The sequence below is a fragment of the Vibrio sp. CUB2 genome (genome assembly GCF_001557945.1).
In the GTDB taxonomy this organism is placed as follows: Bacteria; Pseudomonadota; Gammaproteobacteria; order Enterobacterales; family Vibrionaceae; genus Vibrio; species Vibrio owensii.
Genome location: NZ_LNRB01000009.1, coordinates 86248 through 110950, shown reverse-complemented (window position 1 = coordinate 110950; position 24703 = coordinate 86248). Strand labels below are relative to the sequence as shown.

Here is a 24703-nt window from a genome sequence, read left to right as displayed (position 1 = left end):
GAATCTAAATAGACAAAGGCGAACCGATTGGTTCGCCTTTTTTGTTGAAACCTTGAAGTATAATTGCGTAACTATACACACAATTCCAAACTAGAGTAAGAACATAGCGTAAAGATAAATAACGGCGAAGTAGTTGTAATCCGTCACAGATATAAACATCAAAGGTTCATACCCTTAAGGTCTTATTGTGCATATTATAAAAATCACCAACGCAGTACCCACTTTGGTTTAGATTGCTATCAATCATAGATGTAGTGAATATTATTTGATGCTCGACATTGAGAGAATTCGATAGTTTTACGATTTCACGCTGAAATAGTTGGCTTCGCTCTTCGGCCATCCCTTTGTCTTCTATGTTATCCATAAGCAAGAAACGAGGGTACAAATAAGAAGGATCTTCACAAGAGCATTTAAGCATTGCCAGTCTAAATGCGTTTTTTAGATAAACCATAGAACTTGCGGAGAATAGAGCTCTATCATCAATAGTTACTCGATCTTCAGCAAAATCGAACTCAACATTACGACCATCCACAAATATTTCTTCGTGACCAGCATCTGCTTTAAGAATACTTAGCGTCGCTTCTGAAAGCTTTTTCTTTTTCGCTTTAAGTTCATTTTCCATACGCAGAGTTAATCTATTGATTTCATCATCCAGTGAATTGAAATTTGTCTGTAACGTATCTCGCTCATCATACAATCCATAAAGCTTGGCAAATTCTTTCTTACTGTTGTTCAGAGCCTTAATCTCGTTACGCAACCCACCGATGTCAGCTAGTTTTTGTCTCAATTGAATATTCACAGTTCTCTGAGGCTTACGGATAATTTCGAGGTCTCGCTCTAATTCACCCAGTTTAGTTTCAACTTGGTTTAACTCAACTCTCTGTTCACCAAGCCTTTTTTGCTTCTTTTCAATAAGAAGAACAGATTCTGCAATTTGGAACTCTATTTCTTTCCTTACCTTAAAAGTGGGATCAACATTAATTCCTAATTCAGATTTTGTAGTGCCACACAAAGAACAACCTGTTGGTTGTGATTGGACTTCAGCTTGACAAGTTGGGCAATGATTAAACGCAATATCAGAAAGCGCATTTATCGTATCTTGAGTCTCCTTAAGTGCCTTTACTCTTCGACTCAAAGATTCAATAAACATTTTAGAGTCATTTATCTCAAAAGATGTTTTAGCGATTTCCTGCTGGCATGATGTGTAGTTTCCTCTAGCTTCCTGAACTTCCAAAATCAACTTCTTAAGTACTTCATCTTCCGAACTTCCATCTTCCGAAGGAATAGAAAATGCTTCAACTTCAAGTTCTAAGACGTCAATCGCTTTCCGCTTGTCTTCAATCTCACTATCGATTTCTTTAACAGATTTAATTGTGCCACCTAGAAATGAGTGGATAGTTTTAATTTCTTTGATTCGGTTTTCCAATGCCAGTTTCAAGCTCTGTAACCTGACTCTTTTTTCATACAGTTCAAAATCAGATAAGCCGATCAATAACTCACCTATAGCTTGACGCTTATTCGGTGAATCGAACTTATCAAACTTAAAGAGTCGATCTGGTGAAGTCATTTGATCAACATAAAGCATGCGAAGCAATTGATGCATAGTGATACTATTCTTGTCATCCGATTTTGAATAAGGCATGCCAAGCTCTTTAAACAACGCTTGGTAAAAGCTCTCTTTTGTGTTTGCGTTGTATGGATGGCGAGTCCAATCAGTTACAGTGGCAACTGCGGCAGCGTCATAACCTCCGCTGAAGATATCCATACCTTTTCTTCCACCCTCAGCAACTTCTCGCTTTAGCGTAAATACTTTGCCACTTAATGAGGCTTCAACAAATACAAAACTACACTGCCTAGCTTCATTCTTTAGTTTAGTTACATCCCCACCAAGCCCGTAGAATATAAAATCCGAGATCGTCGACTTACCTGAACTGTTAACACCTCGGATAATGTTTACACCTGTCGTAAATTTTTCATCGTAGGCAATACTATTACCTTTGGTAATGACTAGCCTTTTGATAGTTAAAAAAGGTTTATACTGCGTCATATCTGTATTCCATTAAGCCTGTTCTTTTTTTAAGTCCACTCTCCCCAAACACTTCAATCGCATTGAGGGTTTGGAATAACTTACAAAAGAGCACTGTAGTTTCATTTGAGTTATCTTTAATCAGGTTTTGAATTGATGAGTTATGAAACTCCTTCGAAATTCGTAATCTACCGTTATTTTCTTCAAAAATACCTTTCGCCTTAAGGATTTGGAGCGCTTGTATATGGTAGTCTCCCATCTCGGAAAATAGTCTCCTCTTGTCTGGTAGAACTTCGTAAGGTGGGTCAATAGAGCTAAAACTACGCTTTAACGCTGCAATTCCTTTCCTTCTTGGAAACTCAATATCTTTAACAAGGTGGGGAAATAGGTAGAACAAATCGTAAATACGAAGTCGTACTGAATCAAAGTCTTCAAGATCTTGCATACTCGCTATGCTGATAAACCTGAACATACAGTGGTAAAGATCGTTTCTAGGATGATAAATAATCACTTTAGTCCCACTCTATATAGCAATTACCTGTAAGTATATACAGTAGTCCGTATAACTCATCTTTGTCAATATTTAGGCTGCAACCATGGACACTTTCTAATACTGGCTGAATTATTTTGTTTTCGACTAAGTCATTGATTTCATAAATTTTAAAATCCTTAGACTTTATTCGAGGGGAGATCTCATGCAAAAATGTGGTTCTAATATTACTTAGGATGTAAGTGTAGAGTTCTTGAGCCGACCTATAATGCGAATACTGCATTATCTTCTTCGATACACGCTCTTTAACATCCATAGCGTAATCCAATAAAAAGTCTCTATTACCGTCAATCAGCTTTTCACCTAAATTGCGCAACTTACCTTCAACTTTTCGCTCAAGGAAATTGTTGAGCTGATTGGAAAACTCTTTGTACTGTTGATCTGTTTGAATTTCTCTTTCGTGCTCTTCAACAAGTGCCCTCAACCTATGATCTTGGCGATACATTACTGGCGCTTGATGATGGTGTGTTGTTATATGTGTTGAGTTGTCATACACATCTCTTCCTCCAACATTACGCCCAGCACTAACGTTGTCAAAAGAAGTTTTATTTGAATCAAGTACCGACACTTATTACCCTTTTTTGTCCCTACCAACAACGTCACCTCCAGCTCTAATATTGCTCATCTTTACGTTGTTAGAAGATGTTTTAGACCGAAAAAAGAAGTAACCCATAACCGCCACAAATAGGCTGATAACGTAAACACCCAAGCCAGAGAACAAAACATCAAAGTTTTCGCTGACCCAGTTCCAAGCTTTATCCATCACAATGACATCCTCATGATTATCCATAAATTTTATAATGATTTAAGCCGCTGTCACAATTGAACAAATTTAAAAAGACAACTTACCGTCACAATACCTGCAATAGCACTAACTACTAATCCAAGCGCGCGAACGAAAAACTACTTCTCTGTTAGACTGGTAACAGAAGAATTTAGCATCTCTCCATACCAACCTTTAAAAAACCCCAACACAAAAGTTAAAGCTAAACTCAATAGCAAACATGTTAACCCTTCAGACTCTATGAATTCGATATTCCGGACAGCATACATTTACCTCTTTATCCTCACAAAAGAGATGTTTTATTGTCTACATAGAAATTTTTAAAATGCCCGCAATTACACAACGACTATTTACGTGGTAAGTAGATTCCGAGGTTGGGTAGAATGACTGTAATAAAAACTCCAAGTGTAGTGCTTCTAACCTAGAGTCTAAGTTAGAACTTGTATAAACCCCGCACCTTAAGGCACGAAAGAGTGAGCACACAAGCCTGCCTTTCTTTTTATAACAACTTTTTAAGAGTTAGCGAAGTCTCTGAGTAACCTCACACATTCAATATCAGTATGGTTGCATAATTATTTCGTAACTAATTGATTGTATTTAGTTATGTTTGTCTTTTTTATAAATTGCTAACGGAGATACAATTATGCCAACAACAGGTGAGAAACCGGGAAAAGGTCCATACACTTGCAAGAAATGTGGTCAACGAGTTGTTCTAGATGACTACACAGATACGTTACCTCCTTGCCCTAGATGCTCCCATACTGAATATCGTAAAGGTTAACCAATATGGCAAAGAGTACGCATGTAGTTCCAAATTCAAATGGTGGTTGGGACATAAAGCAAAGTGGTGGTCAAAGATCTTCAGGTCACTTTAATACTAAGCAAGAGGCAATTGAACGAGCTAGGACGATTAGCCAGAATCAACAAACAGAATTAGTCATTCATAACAAGGACGGGCGGATTGCTGCTAAGGATAGTCATGGCAATGATCCTTTTCCACCTAAAGGTTAAATACACTAAACAAACAGTTTAAGGACCCGCAAAGTATAGTATTTTCACTATACGTTGCGTCTATCGTTTAAGATGGAATGCGTAAGCAGTGAATGAATTTACCACTTTTATAGCTCACGACATGCAGCTTGAGATTCCTAGTCTCGCCTAGGCTCGCTGGAATGACCCACCTTAAGCGCCGAGTGTAGTGGTTCAGCTTTTGAGTCTGAATTTGAGTATCCCACTAAACACCGAGCTTCAAGATCGAAAAAGGCGAACCGCTTGGTTCGCCTTTTCATTATTGAATAAGTTAACTGACTTGGGACGGAGACATTTAGGGTGTCAAACCAAAGCTAATCACGAATAGGTTGTTCCTATCTTCCTTAGTTACCAATCAGGTTATTGCTCTTCACCACCGCAACGTAGCTCTCAATCATTGGGTGATCGAACTGTTCTGATTCGTACATCACCCAACGTTGGGCTACGGTGAGATCAGTAAACGAACCATCCTTAAAGTCGCCGTGCAAACGCACATCTAATTCAGCGGCATACTTACCTTCGCCGAGGTAAGAGATTTTGATACGCTCGATATCTTGGTCGTCAGATAGCAATAAGTCATGTATCCAATGGTGCCATTCCATTAATTCATTTTAAGTGAGACTTTACTTTAAATACTAACTCCGCAGCGCGCTGTCTTAGATTCCTAGGCTCGCTGGAATGACCCAGCTGAAACACCGAGTGTAGTGGTTCAGTTCGTAAGCTCGAATTGAAGCTAATCCATAAACCTCAAACCTCACGTATTTAAAAGGCGTACAGCGGAACTAAGTAAGACTGGTTAGCTTGCTTGTGATAAAGCGCTCTTCCCTCCAACACGTGAGCACTTCTTTACTTGGTAGGTCTTGCAACATACTTGCTTTGTTTATCCACTTCACAATTCGAGCTGCTCTATTTCATAAATTAATTTGTATTTATTTACGCAAATATAAATCTCGCCGTAATTGTTGTCCTAATTTAAAGGTGAACCAACAACCTAATAAGGAAATACAATGTCAGTTAGTAAACATTTAGTGGTTAACCTGTGCAGCGATACTCTTAAAAGAGTTCAAAAGCAAAAACTCAACTTGATCATCATGCAAGGCACGGCATCTAATAATCCCGACAGCCTGACTAATTCGGTGGTGGCTAAGATCTCTCATGAAGATCTGTTTGAACAAAACCGTATCGAACTGCATCAGAAACTCATCGGCTTCATTACCAAATCGTCACTGATATCCGGTACACGTATTGATGCGACGACTTCACGTAACATCAATTTGGGCGACACGTTCGAGATTGCTGAAGACAACGCTTCGGTAACCGTCATAGAGCCTGATCATGTGTCAGATTCAGAAACGTTTTCGTTCGTTAACAAAGGCGATGAAACGACGGTGGGCTATTCAGTATACGGTGGCGAAAATGTTTCTCACGTTTGCGCGGCCCCTATCCCTGGGCGCTCGACACTGGAAGTGATGCCATTGAACAAATACCTTCTATACTTTACAGCCGATGACATTTTTGACCGCAACTATGCCATTACGACATTAAAGGGCAACGCTGCAGTCATCGAGTATGAAGACCACACTTCGAACCGTGAAGTGACTTGGGATTACCACACTGGGTTATGGAGCAAAGGAAGTGACTTTAACGCCATGTACCACCCAACCAATAACTGGTTAACGAACCTTGTTTCAACGGCGGGTTCGGTGGTTAAAACGGTGGGAAGCGCGATTAACTCACCACTTGGACAAGCTGCGATTTCAGTGGCTAAAAAGGTTCTGTTGTAGCGAACCATTGAGTTGTTAATTCAATGACGCCCCACCTTGGATGTGGGGCTTTTGCCGTAGGAGTAAATCATGAAAAAATATGCTTTGTTAGTTGCTGGGCGTTCGGAGCTGCGTCACTTGAACGATTTGGAACACTGCTATCGAACGCTAACTAATGAATGTAATATCCCTCCGCAGAACATCTTCGTCCTCTATTACAACGGGGCGATGCATTTTGATCTCATGGATTTCAAATACCTTCACTCTGCTCCGCTGTATTATCAGGACAACACTAGGCTAACCATTGATATTCGTGGTGAGGCGACGCCACAAACACTGAAGCAGACGTTCTCTAAACTTAGGCTCATGCTCTCAAGTGAAGATATGTTGTATGTGATGACTTCTGGACATGGCTCTCGCAGAGAGTTGTATTTGGCAAAAGAAATGGAAGAACCTAATACGGAATCTGAATTGAGCTGTGCGTTAAAGCATCCGGCAATTGGCGCAGAGCTATTCGGTCACTTGCTTGGCCAGCTACCTTCTTATCATTCACTCGTTGTTGTTATGGGGCAATGTTACAGTGGCGGTTTTCAAGATTCTGTTATGACCCATTCAACCGCCACCACAACGTTGTTTTCTGCGGCGTGTGAGGCGGATAAAGAGTCCGCAGGAGACGAGCACTTTACCCCTTTTCTTCACTACTGGATGACATCATTGGCTAGTGCACCGCTCAGTGAGCCAAAGGTTCATCACCAGTATGCTGTTAGCCATACCTTGCCATTTGATTCACCGGTTATCCGAGTCTCCACGAAACAAGCCACACTAGAGAATGAGTAAGTGTCTATGTTTAGGTTATAAGGATTTTCTAAATTGATTGGGGGCAACACCTGAATAGCTTTTGAACATTTTCGAGAAATTAGATACCTGCCTTATTCCTACATCGAGCGCGATGTCTGTGACGGAGTTTTTCGTTTCGTGTAGCAGTGAGGCAGCTTTTAGCATTCTGAGTTTCTTGATCCAATTGAAGACGGTTATCCCCATCACGTCTTTAAACATCCGAGTTAAATAGGTTCGATTGGTGCCAACATAATCCGCAATTTGCTTGAGTGTGAAATTGTCGTCGATGTGTGTCTCTATATAATGGCAAGCTCTTTGAACCATCAGAACGTTGTGATCATAACTGGGTTCATGTTGGGCCTTTTGACAGGCGTTTATCCAGTTTTCGTGGCACAGCAAATCAAAGTGAACTGGCGTAGGTAAGCTTCTGCTGCGGGTTATCTCCCACTCTTTCAATTCAGGTTGAAACATGGTTTTCGAAGGCGATAGTGCATGGCTTATCGTTAATATCGGGTTTTGTATTTCTTCACTAGACCAACCAACTTCTGCCGTCGAAGTTTTATCGTCTCTTGAGACAATCACTAAAGCTAGGGGGTTAGTGATTTCCGGCAAGTATCGAAAATTAATAACGGAGTACCCATGCTCGGTGAGAGTCTTCTCAATATTTCTTCGCTCTACAACATTGTTTCCTAGGTAAACTATATGGTTCATTACTCGCTGCACCTTTGTGGATGTCACATGTGCAACGATATGAATACAAATTGAACAATTCTTATTTCTGCGTAAACATCTTTAGTGAATTCCCCTCAATTCAGAGTGAGATCAACTAATGTAGCGATTGGTTTACAAGTCCTTCATTAAGCCCGCGCTTCAAGGCCATCGGTAGTAAGCAAAACACTCAATTAAATCAGCAATTAATGTGAACATTGGTCGTTTGCAATAACACAATGTTGCCTTCTCTCAGCGCCGCTTATCGAAAGTTTGGAGGCGCGCTTTATTAGATTCTTAGTTTCACTTGGCTAGTAGGAACAAGTATGTTGGTTGGTCACCAAGATCAAAAAAGGCGAACCCATTGGTTCGCCTCTTTTGTAAGTAAGAATTTTTTAGATCGCTTTCAATGCCGCGTGCTGCTCTACCATAAACGCAATCACTTCTTCGTTTAAGCAAGATTTGCTGATGTATTGGCGTTGTTTACCAAGATGAAGGATAAAGCCCAAATCGGTTTGTTCGAGTTGGTCGATTTCATTCCACGCGAGGCTGCGGTCAACTTTACCGCTTTTGTAGCGCACTCCGTCTGCATTCACTTCAAACACCACTTTACTGCCACGGCTTGAGCTGATGGTTTGACGCCATAGCCACCACGTTCGCTTGCAGTACACGCTGAACGCTTCAATCACACTCAATACGATAAAGAACCAACCCACATAACCGTTAGGTAGTAGTTCAAACTCCAATAAGACCACACCAAAGATAAGAAACAGTATCCCTTTTAGGTACGCTTGTGGGAACTTAACTGGCTGGCTAGTTTGATCATAACACTCGGCAAAGAAAGGTTTGTCGAGTGTGTATTCTGTAGTGAATTCGAAATCTTTAGACATGTATGGTTACTTCAAGGCTTCTGTAAATGAGTAATCTTGGTTGCACTCTCGCAACGCGTGCATTGTAGCGCTTCTCGGGACTTATCTTTAGTCCTTTTGATTCTGTTTTGTAAATCAATGATACCGAAAGACGACGACGGTACGATAAACCGCCTACTAGGCGTCCCAGTCATCGGCTTTTTGGACAATGAGTTCAACGACGCCAGCAAGCTCTTTACCTTTTTGGGTTAGCCCATAATTCACAGTAACAGGAATGGTGTCTTGTTGTTTCCGCCACACAAATCCATGCTCAGACAACAGCTTCAAACGCTCTGTAAGCACTTTGCTTGAGACCAGCGCTAATTGTTTGCGAATTTGACCGAATCGCATCTCTTCTTGTTGCCCGAGCAACCATACGATGTGCGCTGTCCACTTTGTCGATATCAAAGTTAAATATTTATCGACACTGCAATAGCCATCTGGCTGTACTCGATGATTTACTTTCGTCGGCATCGTCCTTTCCCAATTCATTCTTTGCTAAGTAAGTGTAATCAAACGCGACCTAGCAGACCAATAGTTACCTAGGCGTAACTAGTTACCTTTAGGAAGCTAATTTTAAATTGTAACCGACTTATCTATTGTGAAAACACAACAAGGCGGAGGCACAACTGCGACCTAAGCCAATATCAAAAGGATGAAGTTATGCGTTACGTTTTACTGTTTATCTCTTTTCTCTCCCTTGGCTTACACGCTGAGGCTCTTTATTCAAAACCACAAACACCTTCTGAGTTACATGCGTTATTTGGGCAGTATTTTGCAAAGAAAGATTTGGATGGATTAGGTACGCTTTTTCACCCAGACGCCGTATTTGTTTTAGATAAAAAAGGCAATCAAGCCAAAGGCAGAGAAGAAATTAAGCAGGTATTGAAAGGCTACATGAATGGCGATGTAGACATGCTCACCAAAAGCGTTTCTATTCACATTAATGACGACATTGCCATGGTGCGATCTGATTGGGAAATATTGAACGCTTCGCAAGGTAACAACATTCAAGGAACAGCATTAGAGGTGATGCACTATGTGGATGGTGGTTGGGTCTATGTGATTGACAATCCCAACGGCTATTGACGCCTAGATCAAACAAGGCGAACCATTTGGCTCGCCTTGTTAATGAATAATCGTTGTTATTTCTTCAGGTTTTCTATTTTAGAGGGTCGTTGTCAGGCAACGCACTGTGAATCCAAAGTGCCAGTCTGTGTTTAATGTTTGCGCCATCTAATTTGCTATCCGGTAGTGGCGTGATCTGTTTAGCATCAACCAAGAACAGGTAAATCGCTTTTACTCTTACTGGTTGTGGTGACTGAGGAAGGTCAAAGCCCTGCATCTTTGCCATCTTTCCGGCAATCTCTAGTGCCTTTTTAACCAGTTTATCTTCATTGTGAAGCTTGGAGCTTTTTGACATTGATAAAATCCTCTTGTTCGCTTGACCTCAGAATACATGAAGTAACGCCAGTGACGTGTTAATAAGCTCGCATATTGATAAGTTTATGCCTTATTACCGAGTAACTGATTGAAAAATGACCTTAATTCGTCATCATCAAGGTTGAGCAGGTAGTCGCCAACATACCATTCAATAATGGATTGATTTGGATGTGCCGTGACTTGCGGGTTACCAAACCAAATGCCCTTTTCCGTGGCAAACGTGTGTTGGAGTTCTTTCAGCTCTTCGCAGCTAAATGGCAGGATAAGGTGCAACATGTTTGCTTGAGGCTGAGTTGGTCTTACCGCTAAAGACGGGAACTCTTCAATGATTTTGTAGAGCTGTTTTGTTCGCTCAAACAGAGCCGGCATTTGTGACAACCTTTCATCAAATTGCATTGCCGCAGACACCACATAAGGTGTTCTGTGATACAGGTTGCCACCTTGCCGCTTCATCCACATTGAAGCCACTTCAATGAACGACTTTGAGCCAAGCAGTATAGATCCGCCCATGCCGTTGATGCCTTTGTAAAGTGAAACATAGGTCGTATCAAAACCAGCGGCGATCTCACGGTATTCTTTCTGATAGTACGCTGCGGTTTCCCATAGTCTTGCTCCATCCATGTGGAGATGAATGTCATTTTCGGCGCAGTACGCTTTGATTTCTTCCAGTTCATGCCATGAAGGTAGCTGACCACCAATTTCACGCATCGGGAGTTCATAAAGAACGGCTGCGATTTCATCCGGCCACGCAGTGAGATCTTCAAGCTTCCATGTTTGGTAAGGATTCCCTACTGGCAGAATATTAAAGCGATGTTGAAGCTGATAACCTTGTTTTTCATGCACTGGAATATGGCTAGATGCGTGCATGGCGACAATAGGATTACGCTTTTGTCTTGTGACAATTTCGAGCACTGTTGGCTGTGTCATCGTCCCTGTTACAACAAAAAGCCCTGCCTCGTAACCCAGCAGATCGGCAACCTTTTGCTCGAACGCTTGAATCGTCTCTCCCTCGCCGTAGACATCGTGATTGACGTTGTTTTCCTCGCACCACTTTGCCATTTTCGCAAAGTGTTCGGCTGGAGAATCTTCTTTATTACCAGGGAGATGGGTATGACAAAGCTGTTTTAGGTGGGCACTCATTGTTCTGTCCTTTGAATCAAAGCTTCAACAATGTAACTTGTTAATACGGAGGCGTAAACTGCATTTTCGCGATGCATTTTCTGGGTATGCCTCAGAGGTTTATTTCTATAACCGACGCAAATAAATGTCGCTAAATCACCGATACCATTACTAATTAAACCAAGCAAACTAGATACAAAAAGTCCGGCATGGTTGCTCCTATGCCGGACTTTTCTTTAGGTATCGTTAGATTGAATCGCGAGGTTAAATTATTGACCCGCAGCCAACTGCATTAGTAGACCACTGATGTATGCGCCGTATGTACCTAACGCATAACCAAGAACGGCCATTAGAATACCAACTGGTGCTAGTGCTGGGTGGAATGCTGCCGCAACAACAGGCGCAGATGCAGCACCACCAACGTTCGCTTGGCTACCTACCGCCATAAAGAACAGTGGCGCACGAATCAGTTTCGCCACAGCAATCATTAATACAGCATGGATGGTTAACCAAACGATGCCGATAAAGAAGTAACCTGGGTTGTCGAAGATTGCCGTTACGTCCATCTGCATACCAATCGTTGCAACAAGGATGTAGATGAAGGTTGAACCTACTTTAGATGCCCCACCGTGCTCAAGACTGCGTGTCGATTTAAAGCAAGAAGCAACAAGCGCAAATGTCGTTACCAATACGATTAGCCAGAAGAACCCCGAAGTCAGGCTGTATTTCGCCAGTTCTGGAGCGTTAGTCGAAATCCACGGCGCGATCATATCGGCAAAGTAATGCGCGAGACCGGTAAGACCAAACGCAATCGAAGCAATTTTAACGAGGTCGGTTGTTGTGGTTGGACGATCGTTTTCTTCTTGGTACTTAGAAACGGTTTCTTTTAGCTCTTCGATTGACGATGTATCCGCTTTAAGCCATGCGTCTACCTTCTTCTGACGGCCAACCATAATCAATAGGATTGCCATCCAAACGTTGGCACAAATAACGTCAACCGTAATCATTGCCGAGAACAGTTCGTCGTTTACCTCGAAGACTTCTTTCATTGCGGCTTGGTTTGCACCGCCACCGATCCAAGAACCAGCAACCGTAGTTAGGCCACGCCATACATCACCAGAAACGAGATCCGGAGAAACTTGGTCGATAATCAGAATCGCCAGAGGACCACCGATGATAATCCCTGCCGTACCGGTCAAGAACATGATGACCGCTTTCGGGCCAAGACCAATGATTTTGCGCAGATCAGCAGAAATGATCAAAAGCACCAACGCTGCTGGCAATAGGTAGCGGCTTGCTACGAAGTACAGTTTAGAGTTCGACGCATCAATGATACCGAAACTGTTTAGCAATGAAGGAACAAAGTAACAGAGTAAAAGACCCGGAATGATCGAATAGAATCTTTTTAGTGCGCTGTTTTGGCTGCTTTCCGTGATAAAGATAGCGCCGAGAATGACAGCGAGCATGCCCATGATTACCGCATCATTAGAAATCATTATAGTTCTTCCTTTAAGTTGAGCGTAAAAGTCTATTTTTTGAGGGGACGAACCATACCGACAACGCACCAATGTTACAAGGTGTAACAACGGAAACATTTTGAAATACTCTTACAACATCACATCCTTCATCTTTGAAGTCTTTATTTTCATGACCTGACCGTTATTTACTATTGACTCAAAAAAGATCGCTCCTCATTTCGCCAATAATGCCTTGTAGTTCATATGTAAAATAACGATATAAACAACAAACAATTAGCCACATGAATTCAGATAAGTTTTTGTATGGCAAAGTGAGTCAAAACTGTCCCCAGAGCCCTTTAATCAATGAGTCGAAAACCGTCATCTTTGGCGGAAGGTTGAACAAAAGAAAGACGTAACTAAACAATAGTGCGGTGTTAATGGTTTGAACCAAAAGCAGACAAAACGCGTAATAAAGGGAGGTTCTAAGTAAAGGATTTATTTATGTTTTCTTTCTTCAAAAACAATTCTGTCAAGAAACTCAAAAAGCGCCACTCAATGCTGCTTGAACAAGCGATGCAAGCGCAAAGACGTGGTGATATACATACCTACTCATTGCTGACGGCGGAGGCCGAAGAGCTTTTCGAGCAAATAAAAACCGCTCACAAGCCCCAGAGTTGAGTCCTACGTTAAGCTCGATGATCGATTAAGGTTGGATCAGCAACCAATAAAAGTATGAAGGTGAACGGTTTGGTTCACCTTTCTGTTATTACATGGCGAAGCGACGTTATCTTTTTGCTAACGGACGACTTAGTCAACATTACCAGTGCTCACTTCCGAGCAATATCATGTTCTCGTGATGAAAGAACAAGAAATTTCATTGGATTCGATATGTTCATATATGCTTATGCCTGTGAACTATAATCAATAAGATTCCACGCATTCTATAAATAACAACAAAGGACTGTGTTATGCCACAAACGTTAGATCAGGCTGTTCAGGTTTTAGACCGAGATTTAGAGGAGTTTTTACTTCGCTTCCCACTATCCATTACCAGCGCGGGCCAATCGAAAGGTGCTATGAGGTTTTACTTGTATAGCCATGGCGATACCGCTTTCGGGATAAATCAGGGGGTAAAGATGAAGGAGATGCGTTTCCGCCTTGGTCCAAAATCGTTAGTTAAAAACGCGAAAGCACTTCAATGTATTCATATCCCCGTTTCTCCTTTTGAACAACTTAAACCCGACTCCATTTCTAAAGTCACCCATTATGATGCTGCTGACTACTTGGTAACCACTCAATTGACCGGTTGTACCTTTGCAATCCGTAAAGGAAAAGGAGGTGGGCTTGAGTTTTTGCATGTTCAGCCAAAGGGGGACTTTAACGGCATGGAAGTACAACGTGCTGTCCAGAAGGAGTTCCAAGTCTCTTTTGGTAGAGGATCTGGCACGGACAATACAACTTATGGTGAAAATACTCGGGTTACGGTAATGGGCGCGCGAACCAATGGCCTATGGGTCGTCTATGCTCAATATCAAGACTCGAGTGGCAGTGTGACAAAAGTAGACTGTATTTATAAAGAACCAAGCTCCGTGGCGTATGTGGATTAACTGCATCGCTGTTTAGGTTCTTTACTCACTACGCCGATAGCAAAGAATGTGAGTTGACCAAATAGGTTGACTCACTTCCCTTTCCCTTCCGTAACAACCTTTCCTTTTAAACTCTTCTCGTGGCTCACTGCTGTACTCAAAAAGTAAGCAATATTAGACCTCAACAGCCTGCTGCATAAACTTGGCTTCAGCCTTTGAGTAGCACTGCTCACCAACATAGATTTCGCTTTCTAGCAAATACATGCCTCGCTTACTCTTGATGCAATGCGCTTCCACTCGGATTGAACTATTGAGAGGGATAGGTTTGATAAAGCGCACCTCTAGCTTAGCCGTCATTGCGCAGATATCTTGGGCGAAAAGACAGTGTGTCATAGCAGTATCGTGCAGCGCACTGATGGCACCGCCTTGCATCACGCCTTCATAACCTTGAACCTTTTCTGTCGGCACGATTTGCCCTTGCACGCCACCACTCGGCATTGCCGTAAATTGAATCGTATCGTGCGCGTTGAAAAACGGCTGGCAGCAGACTGCGCAATGTTGGTGGTTTCTAGGAGCGTGAATAGACATAAAGACCTCTGAGTTTGAGATTGTCTGTGGAACAAAACAGAATGAGTAAAGAGAACAAAGAAAAGAAGCGTTAAACTTGGCGAGCGACTGACATGGTGAATTCCTTTATCTATTTGAGGCATTCACTTTATGCCCTGTAATTAGCATATGCCAATAACAAAAAGTGAGAAATTAGGTTCCATCGAGCTGAATGCCTTGCCAGAAGGATCACTCTGTTATCGAAACTGACTCACCACTGGTTTCACGTACCAAAGTCGCTTACTATGCCAAGTACCTATAACGCTTTGTGAGCCACTCATGAGCAGTAAAAATAATAAAAATCTCGGCATTCTTCTTAAACTCAACACCTTCGTTTCACCTTATAAATGGCGCGTTGCTGCTGCCTTAGTTGCCCTTATCGCCACAGCTAGCCTAACGCTGTCCGTCGGTTACGGCGTGCGCATTCTTATAGACCAAGGCTTTGCTCAGCAATCGCTGCAAGAACTCACCAATGCGATTCAATTTATCGTCGGTGTGACGCTGTGTATCGCGGTGGGGACGTTCTTCCGTTTCTATCTGGTTTCTTCCGTGGGCGAACGCGTCAGCGCAGACATTCGTCTTGCGGTGTTTAACCATGTGATTACGCTGCATCCTAGTTATTTTGAGACCAATAGTAGCGGCGATATTATGTCTCGCCTCACCACTGACACGACGTTGCTGCAAAGCATTATTGGGTCGTCGTTTTCTATGGCGATGCGCAGTGCGCTTATGTGTATTGGTGCGATCATCATGTTGTTCGCAACAAACTTTAAGCTCACTTTGATTGTGCTGGCTTCTGTGCCGTTCGTACTGGTTCCTATTTTGGTTTATGGAAGACGAGTACGTGCCCTATCACGCCAAAGCCAAGACACCATGGCCGACGTCGGCAGCTACGCAGGTGAAGCGATTGAGCACATCAAAACGGTTCAAAGCTTTAGCTCAGAGCAGCATGAACGCGCGGCGTTTGCTGTCGAGGTAGAAAAAGCTTATGAAGTTGGCAGACAGCGAGTAAAACAGCGCGCGATTCTGATTTCTGGCGTTATCGTTATCGTGTTCAGCGCCATTGCTGGCATGCTTTGGGTTGGTGGCAGTGATGTGATTCACGGCAAGATGTCTGCTGGCGATCTAGCGGCATTTGTGTTCTACGCCATCATGGTTGCGTCTTCTATGGCAACGATTTCCGAAGTCATGGGGGAACTACAAAGAGCCGCCGGTGCAACAGAACGGTTGATTGAGATCCTTCAAGTAGAAAGTGACATCAGCGCACCAAGCAATCACCTCCCTATTACCGATGATATGCCAGCGGAAGTGACGTTTGATTCAGTGAACTTCAACTACCCTTCTCGCCCCGACCAACCCGCTATCAAAGGGTTAAACCTGACCGCCGAGAAAGGTAAGGTGTTGGCTTTAGTTGGCCCTTCTGGCGCTGGAAAAACGACCTTATTCGAATTGCTACAACGCTTCTACGACCCACAACAAGGCCAAGTATTGTTTGGTGGAGAAGACATTCGACAGTTCGATCCGAATGATCTTCGTCGTCAAATGGCATTGGTTCCACAACAACCAGCTCTGTTTAGCCACGATGTGTTCCACAACATTCGTTACGGCAATCCAGACGCGACTGACGAACAAGTGATTGAAGCGGCGAAGAAAGCACACGCGCATGAGTTTATTGAAAAGCTACCGGACGGTTACCATAGCTTTTTGGGTGAACGTGGGGTGAGATTGTCTGGTGGTCAAAAACAACGCATCGCGATTGCTCGTGCAATTCTGAAAGATCCAAAAATCCTTTTGCTTGATGAGGCCACCAGCGCACTGGACAGTGAGAGTGAACACCATGTTCAACAAGCACTTGAAGCATTAATGAAAGACCGTACCACACTGATCATTGCTCACCGACTTTCAACCATCCAGCATGCCGATAAAATTGCGGTGTTAGACGGCGGCGAGTTGATTGACCTTGGCAACCATCAGTCGTTAATGCAAAGCTGTGAACTCTATCAGCGCCTTGTCGCGTTGCAGTTTAAGCACCTAGAGTAACCTTCCATAAAGCCCGCTGAAATCAGCGGGCTTTGTTTTAAAACAATTCATCGCAAATATACCCCCGTTAGTATAAACACTACCCCCCAGTATAAATTCGGTGCTACATTACCGACTAACTCCTCTCTCCTGCCAATTACATTGAGTACAGATGCTATGTCACATACAGCCAAAGATAAGAAAAAGCTAACGGCCCGAGTCAGCAAGATACAAGGTCAGGTCAATGGTCTTAAAAAGATGTTAGATGAAGAGCAAGAGTGCCAGGACGTATTGCAGCAGATCGCCGCGATTCGAGGCGCGGTAAACGGTTTGATGAAAGAGGTCATCAAAGGCCATTTACATGAGCACCTTGTTCTAGAAGAAAACAAAGAACAACGAGAAGCAGATATGGACGTGGTGATTAAAGTTATCGACTCATACATTAAATAAAGCCCAGTATTACTGAGCTTTCATTTGAGACATTCTTTTTTGCAGATCTTTTTTGAGAGCATTGATGGCGTAAGGCTTCATCGATTTCCAAGCCTTACATTCTTCTCGAGTTCTTCCGCACCCAGCGCACCACCCTTTGCTATGGGAAAAATCACATACCTCAATACAAGGGCTTTTCTGCTTTTTCATTTATAACCTATCCAGCACTTTGTCGATGCTTGCCTCTAGTGCACGCAGTCGGTTGAACTCTTCAAACAAACGTTGTTCTAGGTTTTTAAAGTTGAGCGGCAGGGTTCGCTGGCAAATGCCATAGCTGTTATCCAGTGTCTTGTACCCTTTCCAACCAGCAATACGGCTCCCTTCTAGCTCTTTGAATTGACGTACAAATTCAGCTTGAGATGGGCAGTCTTCTTCCGCATGCATACAAATCGGAAACGCTTTTTGCTTCACTTGAGGCCCTTCGATATACGTTTCGAAATGCACACCACCTTGGTTTTCGTTGAACCAGTTTTGCTTATACAGCTGCAGGTACTCTCCTCGGTTATAAATTTCCCAACCATCTTCAAACCAATTCGCGTTCTGCAGCATTTTTTCTAGGTTGCGAAAAACACCCTTTACGTCTTTCATACAGTGACACTTCCCAGTGAGTTATGTTTTTTAAAAACTATACTCCCCTCCAGTATATAATACTACCCCCTAGTATATGTGGTTATTTGGGCGAGAAACGAGAAACGAGAAACGAGAAACGAGAAACGAGAAACGAGAAACGAGAAACGAGAAACGAGAAAGGCTGATCGAGTAAACGGTTATGTCAATGGAAAACATGGAGTGACGATTTGGGATGAGTTTGTTTATTTAACCCAAAGTACATTTTCATTTGATGTTGGAACCTCAAACCAAGACCAAAACAAATCCAACATTTCTGGCGACATGTGATACGAATTTCCATCTAATTTCGCGTTACGTGACAATGCTCTTTGTTGGCAAGTTTCGAAAGGCACATCGAGATAATGCACTTCACTGTCCACTCCAATGCTCGACGCCCAATCGACAATGGCTTCTCTATCTGTTTTGCGCCAAAAACCGAAATCAAATATGACTGGAACATCAAGAGAGAACAGCTGCAGTGCTGAGTCTTTGAATAGCCCCTGAAGTGTCGCTAAGCGGCTATCGAAAACGTCACGTTCCATATGCTCTCCATATATAGGGATCATCCATTCATCGATGGAGAAACGAAACGCTGAATGCTTTTCTGCAAGCGCTTTTGAATACGTCGTCTTACCCGAACCGATAAAACCACAAACAAAATAGATTTTGGCCATATTCCTCTCGTGCTCGCTCGTCTAGTTCGTTTTTCATGGTGACGGCTTTCCTTGTTAAGCACAACGTTAATGCATTGCATTAGTTCACAACTTGGGTGTTCTATTGCCGTCACTTTGAGCTAAAAACACGTAACAACCATCTCGGATTAAAACGAAAAAGGCGAACCAATTGGCTCGCCTTTCATGCTGTACTTTTGATCCCGCGTAGGACTTAGCCTTCTGGGTTTTCCTTCGCGTTGATTTCCGCGTAAGTGTGTAGAAGCTCTGTTAGCGTCTTCACCCATGCAAATACGTCTGTCGGTGTGTTTTGTAGCAGCTTTTCTACTTGCTCACAGTGCGTTTCAAGTGTGATGGCTTCTTCTAGACGGAATGAAATTGCGTAGAAGTGCCAAAGTACAAGACGCGTCATACGTTCGCTGTTCTGCTTCGCGTTGTCAGAATCATCAAACGCTTGCTGAATTTCACTTAGTGCGATTGCGGTCATGCGTAACATCGCATCTAGGCGCGCTGACAACATGCGGTCTTCACTGTCTACTTCTTCTTGGTCGAAGGTAAACAGCTCGTTCATCACATCTTCTGGCACCATTTTACTGATCATGCGAGCACTAAACTCTTCCAATTCATGGCGCGGCATAGTCACAAGACAATCGAATGTGTAATCACGAAGCATAAAATCACTCTACATCAGTTATTAACTTTTAGTTTGCGCATTCTAAGGGCTGTGATTTCAATTACCACTTTTTATTTGTTTGGATGTGCAGATAAAGTCCAGTAGCAGCGCGTTACTCTGAGGATTTGCTTTTCTGGAAGTACTGAACCGCTTTCCAGATCAGGAAGCCTGCGACACCGACAAGCAACACAGAGCGAAGAAGAATGGGCGCATCGTGTTCAAGTTGGCTTGCGTGAGGGACAATACTTGCAAACAACCGACTGGTAAAAAGCAGCCCCATCACCAACATAATAATCTTGTTCATACGCGCTACCTTTTAAATTCAAATACTGCGCACTAAACGCAGCTATCGAGTTGTTTGTGAAATAAGAGCCTTGGCCCTGAGTGAACGTAAAAGGATGCGCGTCGTAGGTGTGATCGTCAATGGATGAGGCAGTAAGCTAATATTGCAAATGTGAAGATGTGCTAGATGATTCCGCCCAAATAGCCTTAAGAATAGCCTTAATTGCCAAAGTATTGCTCTTCCCGAGCGTCTAACCACAAGTCATAGTTTTTCATCACTTTGGAAAACTGAGGACTTTGAATATAACTATTCAGCCACGCTTTTAGTTTTGGGTAAGGACTTTGCCTAAACCACTGTTTATCGATGCGGGCGTACTTACGGATGAAAGGCAGAATAGCAATATCGACCAGACTTTCTCGTTCCGAAAACAAAAAGGAATGCTGCGTTAAAAGAGACTCAAGCTTGATGAGTTCCCCTTCACACTCTTTACGAAGTTCATCTGCATTATCTTCATGGTAACGCTTCGCACAACCAAAGGCGTTCATCGCGGGTACAAAGTGCGATTCAAACTCTCCTATCACTTCGAGCATTTTAGGTAATGATTCTGGATGACCGCTATCCAAAAGATCATTCGGGTCACACTCAGAAAGCGCCCAAACCATAATGTCTAAGCTTTCTTCAAGTATCTGTTTTTGCTGCGTAGTCTCTATTGGAGGGCGGTTGGGGATCACTAATATTGGCACACTGCCCTTCGGCGATACCTCTAGCATTTCTGATGGCTTGTTATCGAGCTTGATAGAACGAATAAGCACGCATTGCTGGGCTTTGAGCAACGCAAATCTTGCACGAATCGCGTAGGGGCAATTGTGCAAAGAATAAAGAATGGGTGCCGTACCTTTCGTCATATTTAGTTCCATCAAGCCGTGGCCTTTGCTTCTATCTATTACTGTCTCTTCTTACTATTTTACTTTCTAACTCTTTCAATTTCAGAGTAGCAAGTTCTGCTTTTTCTATTCCATATAGAAACCATAAATCTTCATTTGAAATTACATAACTTTCAAAAAGAGGAAATCAATCTGGAAAAAGTTCACCGCATTTTGTGGTGCAAGCTGTGGTTAAAATTACTGTGAAATCCAGTAATACAAAGCAACAACATTATGAACAACGACGCGAAACAACTCTTTCATTACCTCTGTAAGCAATACGATGAGTTATCTAAGGACTTCGAATCTCGCCCTTTCCCTGAGTTTTCAGAAACCATTACTCACCCGTTGGGTTACTGCTTTGTCCGTTGTCCTGTGGGGAGTCAGCGCTTTTCCATTGTGTCAATCAACTTTGATCCTTCGGTACGTGGCCAAGGGGTTTTAACCGCGTTTATCAACTACGTAAGAAACAACCCGTATCACTATCAAGGTGTTGAAGTTGCCATCATTGAAAACAAGAACCTAGCGAAGAGCCTGCTGTCTCTGGGCTGGGAATACAAATCCTTGTTTAGTAAAATTTTCTTCTCCAAAAAGCCAACATTGATTAACGACTTTCAGTGCGCTTAATTACTCTTGAGTCACACTCAGTCCTTGCCTTTCAGCATATCGATAAATGTTTGTCTTGATTCTTGCGAAGTATCTCGATGTGTCGTGTAGGCCACATGGGTGTTTTCATCAGCAGATGGTGAAAGCTCAATGCCCCACAAGGCTTTTATTTGGTTTGGAACCATTGAGTAACGCACGTCTATAATACGCCTTTCATCGTCTGGGTCACGCGCGACAAAGCCATCAGAGAACCAACGAAATCGCTCAATATCTAAGGCCTGCTGCGATGTTGAGCTTAACCAAGGGAAGTCTTTACCGATGTCCAGTTTGGCAACCGACTCTCCAGAATAGATTTTTGTCGCAGCCCCTACTCTTATGGCATCCACGTAATAACGGCCCTCGGCTTCGTAGATGACTTTCCAAACCAAACTATTCGCGAACGTAGGTTTGGCCTCTAAGCGCACTGGAGCATGTTGCCTTACTTGTGCAAACTCCCATCCTGCTTCTTCTGCCCTGTCTCTTTGAATCATGCCGAACGTAAGATAAGCAAACGCCCAAACTATCGCGATTCGTGCATACCAAGAGTTACGTTTCAGCAAAACAAACACGACGCCTATTAAAACAGGAAGCGTGAAGGCAGGATCAATAACAGAAACGGTATTCCACGCATACCGCTCGTTGGTAAACGGCCACAAAAGCTGAGTTCCGTAACTTGTACACGCATCCAATAAACCGTGTGTGGCGTAGCCAAGTGCACAATACCACCAGCTTTGTGTGAACGATAAACCAAGCCTTTTAGCAAAAAGTGGATAGAGAACTAAAGCACAGAGCAAGCTGCCAATAGGAATAAACAGCAACGAGTGGGTGAACTGTCGGTGATATTGCAAAAACAGCAGCGGATCATTGGAAGAGCGAATCAATATGTCCAAATCTGGAGCCATACCAGCAAGAATTCCAAGGACACCTGCCGCCACCAAGTGTTGTTTTTTGCTTACCGCAAGAGACAATGAAGCCCCAACCAATCCTTGCGTTAACGGGTCCACGGCGAAATCTCCCAATCATGCTTAAAAACCAGAAATGTTTGCCACATAAAATATCCGTATTTCGATGACCCAAAACCATTGGGTGGAATCACATCAAAGCTATTGAAAATCAAGCGAATAAAACGAGTGTTAGTTTTAGTGTAGATGGATTGGACAAGTTCGCGAGCCTGCGTAAAACGAGATATGGCGAAATCTCCGACTCAGCCTTCTATTGCGGTATAATCTGACGTCTTATGTTTTGAGTATAAGTTTCCACTCCTTCAGCACCACTTCGAGGCATGTCTTGCAGTTAACCAGTTTTAAATACAAAACGCGTAAAGGCCCTGATTATCGCCATGGCGACCAGGTGTCGTTTGTCGACATCAAAGAAACATTTGGCATCGGCGGAATTCGTATTGGTAAGTGGGTGAACAAAGAAGAAAAAGATCTCGCGGCAAACTTAATATTCGATTCTCTCGCAGACTTAGCGTACATCCTTGCGCTACCGCCTTCGGCGATTGGACTTCGTGGTAATTTGAGCCTTGCTTTTGGTACTGGTGGCCGCAAAGGGGTTCAAGCACATTACGCTCCGAATCAACGTGAATTAGCCTTAGCAAAGAATGCAGGTGCTGGTGCGCTTGCTCATGAGTTTTGGCATGCGTTCGATCATTACATTGCTGAGAAAGCTTTCGACATTGGGGATCGTTCGGGGCCACAACGACAAATCCTATTTGCGAGTGATTGCTGGCTGAAAAATGCCGATCATTTCCCGCATCCACTCAACGAGCGATTACTGAAGATATTTGACGCCACATTGCTCACGCCAGACGGCCAAGATCGACATGACTATGTATCCCGAAGTGTAAAAGCAGACCAAGCGATGGGTTCAAGCTACTTTTCACAACCCACCGAGATGATGGCACGAGCATTTGAAGCCGTTGTGGAGTCGTGTTCTGGTATTGAAAACGCATACCTAGTTTCTGGCACAACAAAGGCCGACACCCTGCCTCTTTACCCAGATATCGCACACAGAAACGTGATATATGAAGCGCTTCAAGCGTACTTTCGCCCACTGGGTGACGCGTTGAGTCGTTAACTAAGGAATAGCGACTATTCAGAAAAATCTCGCGATTTCAAAGCACAAACCTTTCCCATCAATCTAAAAAAGGTTTATACATAACGTTATGTTATTCATATTGCTGAATGTTTCATGACGCTGAAAGAAATCCTCAAAATCCGTAACGTTCGCTGCTTCCTCATGTTCCGAAGCAGTTACTTTGCGCGCTTCTATTACCCCGTATTTACCCTGCTCTATTTGGATTACGGATTAACGCTGTCTCAATTCGCCATGCTCAATGTTGTTTGGGCAGCGACCATTGTACTTGCGGAAGTCCCTTCCGGCGCTTTTGCCGATACCTTGGGGCGAAAACGACTGGTGGTGCTGTCGTCCATCGTCATGTTCATCGAAATCGCAATGATCGCCTTTGTCCCTACTGGAAATCCCACTTTTGTTTTCGTTGTATTTTTGATTAACCGAGTGCTGAGCGGCTTAGCGATGGCGTTAGCAAGTGGCGCTGATGAGGCATTGGCTTACGACACATTGAAAGAACAAGGGAAGGAAGAACTGTGGCCGAGAGTGTTGCAGATTCAACTTCGTATTGCCTCTAGCGTGGGCATTGTGGTCACACTCGTAGGCGCTGCCATGTACGACGTCAACTTTATGGCCAACGTTTATCAGTTTCTTGGACTCGACAAGCCAGAAACCACGCAAGACATCATGCGCATCCCTGTTTACGCGACTTTGTTTGTTGCGTTGATCGCCATCTACGCCGCATTCAGCATGAGAGAAGAGAAAAAGGTCATACCAAGCAGTGAAAGCAAGTTGGCTTCAACCATGGCCAGCATGAAGCTCACACTCAACACCGCCAAGTGGGTATTGTCTACGCCTTATGTGCTGTTCATTCTGCTCTACTACAGTTTGTTCGAGCACACTTCACGAATGTTTTTGACCATGAACAGTCAGTATTACCGTGCGATTGATATTCCAATCATCTACTTTGGTTTGATCGGCGCTGGCATTAGTCTCTTGCAGATTATCTTAGCTGGCCAAAGCCGCCGTTTGGCAGAGAGTATGGCACCGAAAACGTTCATTTTAGTCATGGGCATCGCAACGATGGCGACCTACTATTGGATAAGTTTAGGCTGGTCGATATACGGGGTGATTCCTGCGCTGATTCTGATCTTTATTATCATGACGATGAACATTTTCATCAGCTACCACTTAAACAAGAAAACAGAATCTCACAACCGAGCGACAGTATTAAGCTTCAAAGGTTTGATGTTCAATTTAGGCTACGGCTTAATCGGTATGCTCTATGCCTATTACTACAAACTGCTCTCGCAAAACTACACCGAGGCACAAATAGAACAACACATCGACTTTATCGCATCGCTGTCTTCGTTCTTCTACTATTTCACGTTCTTGTTCATCGCTATCAGCGTCTATTTCTATATCAAAGATAAAAAACAGGCGATCTTCTAAGCCCTTGCAGCAAAAAAAAATAAGGCGAGCCATTTGGTTCGCCTTAT

Annotated in this window: 30 protein-coding genes; 11 read left to right on the top strand and 19 right to left on the bottom strand. The window is 43.1% G+C overall.

Annotated elements, in window-relative coordinates; all coding sequences use genetic code 11:
* Positions 1–166 precede the first annotated feature (166 nt).
* The 4 genes from ATB78_RS15990 to ATB78_RS15975 all read right to left on the bottom strand — a co-directional run bounded on the left by ATB78_RS15990 (position 167) and on the right by ATB78_RS15975 (position 3342).
* Positions 167–2047, bottom strand: coding sequence for an AAA family ATPase (locus ATB78_RS15990; RefSeq protein WP_061009201.1), 1881 nt, complete (start codon positions 2045–2047; stop codon positions 167–169).
* The gene (locus tag ATB78_RS15985; protein ID WP_155647819.1) at positions 2034–2471 is read right to left on the bottom strand and encodes an ABC-three component system middle component 5; all 438 of its coding nucleotides are present in this window, start codon (positions 2469–2471) and stop codon (positions 2034–2036) included. The genes ATB78_RS15990 and ATB78_RS15985 overlap by 14 nt, the downstream gene beginning before the upstream one ends.
* A gap of 67 nt (positions 2472–2538) precedes the next feature.
* The gene (locus tag ATB78_RS15980; RefSeq protein ID WP_155647818.1) at positions 2539–3144 is read right to left on the bottom strand and encodes an ABC-three component system protein; all 606 of its coding nucleotides are present in this window, start codon (positions 3142–3144) and stop codon (positions 2539–2541) included.
* A 3-nt stretch (positions 3145–3147) separates the two neighbouring features.
* Positions 3148–3342, bottom strand: coding sequence for a hypothetical protein (locus ATB78_RS15975; protein WP_155647817.1), 195 nt, complete (start codon positions 3340–3342; stop codon positions 3148–3150).
* 804 nt (positions 3343–4146) lie between these two features.
* Between ATB78_RS15975 and ATB78_RS15970 the strand changes: the two genes are divergently transcribed.
* Entirely contained in the window at positions 4147–4371 is a 225-nt protein-coding gene (locus ATB78_RS15970) for a DUF2188 domain-containing protein (RefSeq protein WP_032802037.1), read from the top strand.
* A gap of 362 nt (positions 4372–4733) precedes the next feature.
* On the opposite strand, the gene ATB78_RS15965 is transcribed toward ATB78_RS15970, so the two are convergent.
* Complete coding sequence (locus ATB78_RS15965; protein ID WP_061009199.1) at positions 4734–4991, bottom strand: hypothetical protein; 258 nt, start codon at positions 4989–4991, stop codon at positions 4734–4736.
* A 405-nt stretch (positions 4992–5396) separates the two neighbouring features.
* Here ATB78_RS15965 and ATB78_RS15960 point away from each other — a divergent pair, with 405 nt between their 5' ends.
* On the top strand, positions 5397–6173 hold the full coding sequence (locus ATB78_RS15960; protein WP_045420528.1) for a hypothetical protein: 777 nt from the start codon (positions 5397–5399) through the stop codon (positions 6171–6173).
* Between the two features lie 69 nt (positions 6174–6242).
* Entirely contained in the window at positions 6243–6989 is a 747-nt protein-coding gene (locus tag ATB78_RS15955) for a C13 family peptidase (RefSeq protein ID WP_061009198.1), read from the top strand.
* 15 nt (positions 6990–7004) lie between these two features.
* Here the strand turns inward: ATB78_RS15955 and ATB78_RS15950 are convergent, their stop codons facing one another.
* The 3 genes from ATB78_RS15950 to ATB78_RS15940 all read right to left on the bottom strand — a co-directional run bounded on the left by ATB78_RS15950 (position 7005) and on the right by ATB78_RS15940 (position 9079).
* Entirely contained in the window at positions 7005–7700 is a 696-nt protein-coding gene (locus tag ATB78_RS15950) for an AraC family transcriptional regulator (RefSeq protein WP_061009197.1), read from the bottom strand.
* A 392-nt stretch (positions 7701–8092) separates the two neighbouring features.
* On the bottom strand, positions 8093–8587 hold the full coding sequence (locus ATB78_RS15945; protein ID WP_061009196.1) for a YcxB family protein: 495 nt from the start codon (positions 8585–8587) through the stop codon (positions 8093–8095).
* Positions 8588–8743: 156 nt separating this feature from the next.
* Positions 8744–9079 carry a helix-turn-helix domain-containing protein gene (locus ATB78_RS15940; protein ID WP_038878143.1) on the bottom strand — a complete coding sequence of 112 codons (336 nt, stop codon included), beginning with the start codon at positions 9077–9079 and terminating at the stop codon, positions 8744–8746.
* A gap of 189 nt (positions 9080–9268) precedes the next feature.
* Here ATB78_RS15940 and ATB78_RS15935 point away from each other — a divergent pair, with 189 nt between their 5' ends.
* Positions 9269–9694 (top strand): nuclear transport factor 2 family protein, encoded by a 426-nt coding sequence (locus tag ATB78_RS15935; RefSeq protein ID WP_061009195.1) that lies wholly within the window; start codon positions 9269–9271, stop codon positions 9692–9694.
* Positions 9695–9767: 73 nt separating this feature from the next.
* Here the strand turns inward: ATB78_RS15935 and ATB78_RS15930 are convergent, their stop codons facing one another.
* The 3 genes from ATB78_RS15930 to ATB78_RS15920 form a co-directional block, all read right to left on the bottom strand.
* The gene (locus ATB78_RS15930; RefSeq protein ID WP_038870892.1) at positions 9768–10028 is read right to left on the bottom strand and encodes a DUF5062 family protein; all 261 of its coding nucleotides are present in this window, start codon (positions 10026–10028) and stop codon (positions 9768–9770) included.
* A gap of 83 nt (positions 10029–10111) precedes the next feature.
* The gene (locus tag ATB78_RS15925) at positions 10112–11188 is read right to left on the bottom strand and encodes a beta-eliminating lyase-related protein (RefSeq protein WP_061009194.1); all 1077 of its coding nucleotides are present in this window, start codon (positions 11186–11188) and stop codon (positions 10112–10114) included.
* A gap of 248 nt (positions 11189–11436) precedes the next feature.
* A complete protein-coding gene (locus ATB78_RS15920; RefSeq protein WP_009704516.1) occupies positions 11437–12663 on the bottom strand; it encodes a DUF819 family protein in 1227 nt (408 codons plus the stop codon).
* A 465-nt stretch (positions 12664–13128) separates the two neighbouring features.
* On the opposite strand from ATB78_RS15920, the gene ATB78_RS29490 reads away from it, so the two are divergent.
* Together ATB78_RS29490 and ATB78_RS15915 are read left to right on the top strand one after the other, a co-directional pair.
* Positions 13129–13305 (top strand): DUF6435 family protein, encoded by a 177-nt coding sequence (locus tag ATB78_RS29490; protein ID WP_104029181.1) that lies wholly within the window; start codon positions 13129–13131, stop codon positions 13303–13305.
* 290 nt (positions 13306–13595) lie between these two features.
* Positions 13596–14234, top strand: coding sequence for a hypothetical protein (locus tag ATB78_RS15915; RefSeq protein WP_020196319.1), 639 nt, complete (start codon positions 13596–13598; stop codon positions 14232–14234).
* Positions 14235–14387: 153 nt separating this feature from the next.
* Here the strand turns inward: ATB78_RS15915 and ATB78_RS15910 are convergent, their stop codons facing one another.
* Positions 14388–14801, bottom strand: coding sequence for a PaaI family thioesterase (locus ATB78_RS15910; RefSeq protein ID WP_061009193.1), 414 nt, complete (start codon positions 14799–14801; stop codon positions 14388–14390).
* A 297-nt stretch (positions 14802–15098) separates the two neighbouring features.
* Between ATB78_RS15910 and ATB78_RS15905 the strand changes: the two genes are divergently transcribed.
* Both ATB78_RS15905 and rcnR read left to right on the top strand, forming a co-directional pair.
* On the top strand, positions 15099–16859 hold the full coding sequence (locus tag ATB78_RS15905) for an ABC transporter ATP-binding protein/permease (RefSeq protein ID WP_061009192.1): 1761 nt from the start codon (positions 15099–15101) through the stop codon (positions 16857–16859).
* 156 nt (positions 16860–17015) lie between these two features.
* On the top strand, positions 17016–17288 hold the full coding sequence (gene rcnR, locus ATB78_RS15900; protein WP_061009191.1) for a Ni(II)/Co(II)-binding transcriptional repressor RcnR: 273 nt from the start codon (positions 17016–17018) through the stop codon (positions 17286–17288).
* 9 nt (positions 17289–17297) lie between these two features.
* Here rcnR and ATB78_RS15895 read toward each other — a convergent pair whose 3' ends face one another.
* The 6 genes from ATB78_RS15895 to ATB78_RS15870 all read right to left on the bottom strand — a co-directional run bounded on the left by ATB78_RS15895 (position 17298) and on the right by ATB78_RS15870 (position 20468).
* A complete protein-coding gene (locus ATB78_RS15895) occupies positions 17298–17477 on the bottom strand; it encodes a DUF1289 domain-containing protein (protein ID WP_061009190.1) in 180 nt (59 codons plus the stop codon).
* Positions 17478–17915: a hypothetical protein gene (locus tag ATB78_RS15890; protein ID WP_005440697.1), complete on the bottom strand. Its 438-nt coding sequence runs from the start codon at positions 17913–17915 to the stop codon at positions 17478–17480. It lies immediately after the preceding gene.
* A 224-nt stretch (positions 17916–18139) separates the two neighbouring features.
* Entirely contained in the window at positions 18140–18610 is a 471-nt protein-coding gene (locus ATB78_RS15885; RefSeq protein WP_061009189.1) for an ATP-binding protein, read from the bottom strand.
* 211 nt (positions 18611–18821) lie between these two features.
* Positions 18822–19280: a hypothetical protein gene (locus ATB78_RS15880; protein ID WP_009704523.1), complete on the bottom strand. Its 459-nt coding sequence runs from the start codon at positions 19278–19280 to the stop codon at positions 18822–18824.
* Between the two features lie 112 nt (positions 19281–19392).
* The gene (locus ATB78_RS15875; RefSeq protein ID WP_061009188.1) at positions 19393–19584 is read right to left on the bottom strand and encodes a hypothetical protein; all 192 of its coding nucleotides are present in this window, start codon (positions 19582–19584) and stop codon (positions 19393–19395) included.
* A 197-nt stretch (positions 19585–19781) separates the two neighbouring features.
* Positions 19782–20468, bottom strand: a complete 687-nt coding sequence (locus ATB78_RS15870) for a glutathione S-transferase (RefSeq protein ID WP_155647816.1) — start codon at positions 20466–20468, stop codon at positions 19782–19784.
* A 252-nt stretch (positions 20469–20720) separates the two neighbouring features.
* Here ATB78_RS15870 and ATB78_RS15865 point away from each other — a divergent pair, with 252 nt between their 5' ends.
* On the top strand, positions 20721–21113 hold the full coding sequence (locus ATB78_RS15865) for a hypothetical protein (RefSeq protein ID WP_061009186.1): 393 nt from the start codon (positions 20721–20723) through the stop codon (positions 21111–21113).
* A gap of 17 nt (positions 21114–21130) precedes the next feature.
* Here ATB78_RS15865 and ATB78_RS15860 read toward each other — a convergent pair whose 3' ends face one another.
* On the bottom strand, positions 21131–22135 hold the full coding sequence (locus ATB78_RS15860) for a metal-dependent hydrolase (RefSeq protein ID WP_061009185.1): 1005 nt from the start codon (positions 22133–22135) through the stop codon (positions 21131–21133).
* A 283-nt stretch (positions 22136–22418) separates the two neighbouring features.
* Here ATB78_RS15860 and ATB78_RS15855 point away from each other — a divergent pair, with 283 nt between their 5' ends.
* Together ATB78_RS15855 and ATB78_RS15850 are read left to right on the top strand one after the other, a co-directional pair.
* Positions 22419–23210: a CLCA_X family protein gene (locus ATB78_RS15855; RefSeq protein WP_061009184.1), complete on the top strand. Its 792-nt coding sequence runs from the start codon at positions 22419–22421 to the stop codon at positions 23208–23210.
* A gap of 114 nt (positions 23211–23324) precedes the next feature.
* Entirely contained in the window at positions 23325–24656 is a 1332-nt protein-coding gene (locus tag ATB78_RS15850; RefSeq protein ID WP_061009183.1) for an MFS transporter, read from the top strand.
* Positions 24657–24703: the final 47 nt, after the last annotated feature.